4 protein-coding genes are annotated in these 5,523 nt (G+C 69.7%); 1 reads left to right on the forward strand and 3 read right to left on the reverse strand.

The features are described from left to right. Positions 1-746: 746 nt before the first annotated feature. A complete protein-coding gene (locus M3185_RS16795; protein WP_251334818.1) occupies positions 747-1,118 on the reverse strand; it encodes a histone-like nucleoid-structuring protein Lsr2 in 372 nt (123 codons plus the stop codon). A gap of 637 nt (positions 1,119-1,755) precedes the next feature. Here M3185_RS16795 and M3185_RS16800 point away from each other — a divergent pair. Then, positions 1,756-2,490 carry a hypothetical protein gene (locus M3185_RS16800; RefSeq protein WP_251334819.1) on the forward strand — a complete coding sequence of 245 codons (735 nt, stop codon included), beginning with the start codon at positions 1,756-1,758 and terminating at the stop codon, positions 2,488-2,490. Between the two features lie 695 nt (positions 2,491-3,185). Here the strand turns inward: M3185_RS16800 and M3185_RS16805 are convergent. Continuing rightward, positions 3,186-3,716: a hypothetical protein gene (locus M3185_RS16805; protein ID WP_251334820.1), complete on the reverse strand. Its 531-nt coding sequence runs from the start codon at positions 3,714-3,716 to the stop codon at positions 3,186-3,188. A 346-nt stretch (positions 3,717-4,062) separates the two neighbouring features. Beyond that, positions 4,063-5,241, reverse strand: coding sequence for a nuclease-related domain-containing protein (locus M3185_RS16810; protein WP_251334821.1), 1,179 nt, complete (start codon positions 5,239-5,241; stop codon positions 4,063-4,065). Positions 5,242-5,523: the final 282 nt, after the last annotated feature.

A 5,523-nucleotide genomic window follows, 5' to 3' on the forward strand; every position in this document is an offset into this window, starting at 1 on the left:
CCCCCTCCACCACTCGACTCCAGCTGGATTCGAGCTCGAACCCCACATCCTCAGCCGAGGAGAACACCCCAAGCCCTGAGCAGCCCCGGCCGGCCGGCCACCCAGCACCACCGCAGCCCAGAACACCAACCGCGCACCAGCTCCCCCGAGCTCGACGCCCGCGGCCACGAGCCCCATCACCACAACCATCCCCGGGCCGCTGGCGGGGTGCCTGCTCCCCTCGCGCTGCCGTAGCCCTGGACCGTCCTCGCGCTGCGCGAGGACACCGCACTTCACCCACCGCGGAGACGCCCTCAGGGGGATGCGTGGCCGGATGGAGCAGGGCAGAGCACACCTACCCGTGAGATGGGTGGCAAGAGGGCCCAGCAGGACGAGGCTGCGCCCCCGCAGCCTCCGCTACCGGCCATCCCCAAACCCAGCGCCCACAAGCGCCCCAGGCGTCCACAAGGGCGCCTCCCGAAGCCTCCCCTGCACCCCAGGGCCGGCCCGCACCGGCCCCCAGCAACCACCCGAGCAGCTACCCGACTACGAGAACCGCGGCCGCCGAGCTCAATACCCGCGGCCCCCACCCCAGGGCCCCACCACACCCCCAACCAGGCAGGGGGCCTCAGCACCCCGCCGAGGCCCCTGCCACACCGGCAGTCTCAGCTCCCACCACACCACCCGTCATGTCCCCCCGCTCCGCCCGCCCAGGTTCATTCATTCATTTATGAATGAACCTCCTCACCTCAGCCGTCGGCCCCTCATCACCACCACACAGCAGCACCCCAGCCCGACACCCGCCACAGCGCCGCTGCCTTCTGAGAAACCCGGTAGGCGTCCTTGATGTGCCGGTGGATCCGGCCGCGGTCGGAGACCTCGTAGCCGTTGGCCTCCGCCCAGGCGCGGATCGCGGCAGTCTCTCCGTTGCCACCGCCCTGGCTGGTGTGGGAGGTGGAACGGGTGCCGGTCTTCGCGGTGACCTTACGGGCCGCGCTGCTGTACGGGGCCAGTGCTTCGCGCAGATGCTCGGCCTTGGCGGTGCTGAGCTCGATCTCGTAGTCCTTGCCGTCGAGGCCAAAGCGCACGGTTTCTGCCGCCTGGCTGCCGTCGGTGTTGTCGGTGAGAATGATTTGCACGTTCTGCGCCGTCTACTTCGTCTGCTACGGCCAGGTGCGCGCTGACATCCACGTTCACACCGTGGATGTCAGCTCGTTGCTCTAGCCCTGCGAGCGCTAGCTACGAGTGGGCGTCGTCTAGCAAAGGGGCGCTATGGGGGTGTGATCTTGTCCCCTAGGGGTGGGACTTCCTGGCCTGCGATGGGGGCGTGGGCGCGGGGCGGATTAGCAGTTAGGTTTCGCTGAGATGGTTTATGTCTTGCATCCCACGGCAGCAACACCATCGATGTGTTGCATCTGCGAACCTGCTTGCATGGTGTTCACCCCTCGCTCTGCCCTGCTGTCGGCTGCCCTGGTCTGCGTGCTGGCGGTGAGCGGGTGCTCCAACCAGGACTCGGGCGCAGCTGCACCATCGAAGGTTTCCGCGCCGGCGAGCGCCAGTACTTCTGCGGAGCCGACCGCCTCGGCTTCCACGGCGCCGTCTGCGGGTGCTTCCGCGGAGCCGACCAGCGACCCGTCACCGACTGCGTCCGAGGAGCCGGCCGTTGCCCTGGAGCAGACCTTCACCTCCCCGGACGGTGCGTTGAGCTTCGGCTACCCCACCGGGTGGACGGTTACGGTGCCGCAGGACACCTCCGAGGAGGTGCGACGGTGGGTGGTGAGCGACGCTGCGGGTGAGCAGGTGCTGTCGCTGAGCGTGCGCCCGGATGAGGACATGTACAAGGTCAGCCCGCCGCTGACCCCGATCGTGATCCCGCAGGGGCAGGTCCCCGGAGTCGTCGACAAGCTCGGGACCCCGGCCGTGGCGGCAGTGGCCGCCTCGCCGGGGCAGAGCGTGGGCGGGAACGCCAGTGTGCTCTACGGGATGACCTCGGCCACCGGAGCGGACCCGATCTTCGGGGACCTCCAGTGGGGAGAGGGATACCTGCTGTCCTTCACCGGGCACCAGATGCTAGGCCCCAACACCGAGGTCGACATGGCCGCCGAAGCCGAGCAGTTCGCCGCCAGCACCCGGTTCCGCACCCAGATCCTGCCCATCCTCCACTCCCTCACCGCGGCTCCTGCCCCAGCTTCCGTGGGGCAGGAGGCCCCGGGGGGCAGCCCGGCACCCACGGCCGCTCCGGAGGGCAGCACCGAGGCCACCTGCGCAGGGCTCCAGTACACCTACGACAACCTCCACGGGATCACCTGCCAGGAGGCGAAGGCCATCCTGCAGATCGTCACGGACACCGGCGAACCCATCGGGGCACGGGGCCAGCGCACCCCCGAATACCACTGCTTCTGGTCCAGCGCCGGAGAACGCGACGCCGGCCACGCCGACGTAGAGTGCAAAGCCCTCGACGCGGAAGGCCTTCTAGCCACCGAGGGCCATTTCGATGCCAACTACCGCTGATCCCAGCCGGAGGACGTTTCCGCATGGACCGCCCGCTGATGCCCACCCTGTGCCTCCCCACCCCAGCCCCCGCTCACTGAACACCCGCGCTGAAGCCCGCGCCCGGGCCCTGACCGCGATGCGCCGGGCAACCCACCTCTGCCGGGGGACTCTAGGGTGACCCGGCGCCGCACGGACGACGGCCTGGCCCCCGGCATGACTCAGCCTATGGCTGGCCACCCCAGCAATCCCGGGACAAGGGGTGCGGGCCGGGCCATGCGCGCGGTAGGCGACTGGCCCGACCGACACCTCCGAGGAATCCTCTGATGAACCCGCACGAGATCTTCGAGCTACTGCTGCCCTCGCCGCGGCATCCTCTCGGGGCGGTGGTGCCCTCCCGGAACCCGGCCACCTCCACGATTGAACAAACGGTGCGCCAGCGCTTGCTGGCCGCCGGGGTGTCGGTGGAGCAGGGGTGGGCCACCCAGTGCGGGTTGGACCCGTTCAGCGGGAAGTTTCCCGTGCTCACCCCCGACTTCATCGTCAAGGACACCCGAGTCTGTGTGGAGGTCGATCCGCTCTACACCCACGGCCGTCGCGTCCTGCACGATGTGGTGCGCAATGCCTTGTTCACCCAGGTGGGGTGGACCGTCATCCGCCTGCGATGGGGCGGGCAGCCCCCGTTGGGTGGATACGACGTCGTTACCAGTGGTGAATCAATCACTGAGGAGGTCATCACCGCCCTGGTCGCCGCCGTCACGGACGCGGTAGCCGGCCAGCCAGCGCAGGTGCGCCGGGTCGGGACGACGACCGCTACCACCACCCCGGCCGCCCCGGCCCAACAGATCCTGGCCCAGCCGATCCTGACCCAGCCCGCCGCCACCGCCTCGACGCCACCGTCCCGGCTCGGGACACTGACCACGCGGCCGCGTTTCGACAACGCGGTCTTCTTCACCTGGCAACTGGACTACGGCGACAAAGTCCACCTCGCCCTGCTGGACTCCGGACGCTACCTGGGCAAGAACACCACCCGAGGCGGAGTCCGCTTCATCCGCACCACCCACTTCCACACCCTCCCCCAACACCAATGGCCCGCCGCCCTCGAAGCCGCCTTGGAGCAGCTCACCGAGGCCGAGCTGGCCCCGGTCTCCCCCTTCCCCTGGGGTGACCGCTTCTTCACCGGCCCATGCGGGCAACAGGTGCTGGTGCCCTCGCACCTTCAACCTCGGCGGCCAGGAAATGGTCATCGACACCGAACTACCCGGCCCCGACTCCTGGACCCCCACCACCGTCTCGGCAGGCGACACCCCGCTGATCGAACTCCACCCCGGAGCAGCCGACACCGGGTGGCTGATTGCCGAGGTCCAGCACCGCCCGATCCGCGGTCCCCACCACTACAAGATCCGCATGACCCGCACCGGGGAACGCACCGGACACTGGGCCCCCGCCCCACCCACCACCCCCACCGGCCCACAGACCGGGCAGGTCGCTGCCCCTGCCCCACCTTCGCCTCCGGCCACATAGCTCAAGCCGTGTTGCACGGGCGCTCCGATGCTTACCCTCGGCCCCGATGGCCGGCCGCTCCCAGGCCCGTTATCGCCAGGTGGTGGAGCGCCGCGCCGCCTCATAGACGGCCTCCATCACCTCGGGGGTATGGACGTCACGCTGACGCAGCAGCCATCGGGTGAGCTGGTGGCGGGACACCACCGACACGCCCTCGGGTTGCTGCTTGATGACCACGTCCTCGGCGCGCACGGTCACGATCAGCCCCTCCACAGCCACGGGAAAGCCACAGACCGCGCTGAGGAGTCGAGTAGCGCGGGCGGCCTCATGACGGCTGGTGCGCACATAGGGCTGCCGATGACCATTGACCAATACCGTGTTCCCACCGACCCAGATCCTTGCCCCGGGGTGGTGCTTGGCATTGACCGTGAACACCCCGCCAGGACCGATGACCAGGTGATCGATATCAGCGCCCCGCTCCCCCACCGGAATGGCATGCAGCACCCGCCACCGAGGATCCCTCGCCACCACCGTGGCCAGGGCGGCGGCGACCTTCACCTCCCCATCGGCTCCGATCCGCCACGCACGCTCCTCGGTGTGCACCCCCAGCAGGCGGGCCACCACCGTCTTCACCGGCGCAGCCTCCCGGGCCGTGCGGGCCTGTTCCCGCGCCTGCGCCCCGGGGGTGTTGGCAGCCAGATCAACCCACGGCCGGGCACCAGGCTCGGTGGTCTCATCGGTGGCGACACGGCTGACCGGTCGCGCAACCCCCACCCCGGACTCCTCCCCCGCCAGAGCCGATGTGCCGGCGAGCGCCGAGGCGAGGTAGGTGCCTTCGGGAGCGGCCGGGGCGGCGAGCGCAGAGACGACGTGAGTGCCCTCGGGAGTGGAGGGAGCAGCCTGGGCTGAGGTGACGGGCTGGACCGTCACCGCTGCGCCGGGTACGGCGTCTACGGGAGCACTGATTGAGCGGTCACCGGGGCGCCGGCCGGCCTTCCACCCCGCCACCGCCTCCCCCAGGACCGGCAGGAACTGCGGGGCCTCGGGGTGGGGTTCATCGGTGACCAGGTCCCACCAGCCGAGCTTCACCCCACCGGGATGCGCCACGTACAAACGGTCGTGGCCGTAACGCCGCCACCGCTTCACCACCAGGCGGGGCGCGCCCAGATCACGGTTCTCGGATCGGGGTGAGCAGCCCTTCGTGCCGTCGGCGCACCGGTCGTCTCCTGCCGCACCGGTGTCGCCCTGCGACCGTGGTGTCTCAGCCATCTCGTCTCCTGCCCCACCCATTCATGTGCAAACGTAAACGGTCTGTCTCCCAGGGTGCGTAATGAGTCAGCGTCAACAGCGACCAACACGCCGGGGGCCCGGCACCACCACGCCGAACAGACCGGCGAGCGCGAGACCTGGGCGCAGGGGCGCCGCGAGCGGCCCCAAGGATGCCGTTACCCCTGCCGCACCCCCTCATTTGCGGGCTAGCCCACCTCTGGATGCTCAAGCAGGCCCTTGTCGAGGACCCGTCCTGCGAGATCCGGCCCCGGACCATCCCCC

This window comes from Kocuria rosea (assembly GCF_023715525.1).
GTDB lineage: Bacteria > Actinomycetota > Actinomycetes > Actinomycetales > Micrococcaceae > Kocuria > Kocuria rosea_A.

What these genes read in the sequence shown, in the direction of transcription:
- M3185_RS16810 (WP_251334821.1), bottom strand. Translation starts at nt 5,241, where the DNA reads ATGGCTGAGACACCACGGTCGCAGGGCGACACCGGTGCGGCAGGAGAC.
- M3185_RS16805 (WP_251334820.1), bottom strand. Translation starts at nt 3,716, where the DNA reads ATGACCATTTCCTGGCCGCCGAGGTTGAAGGTGCGAGGGCACCAGCAC.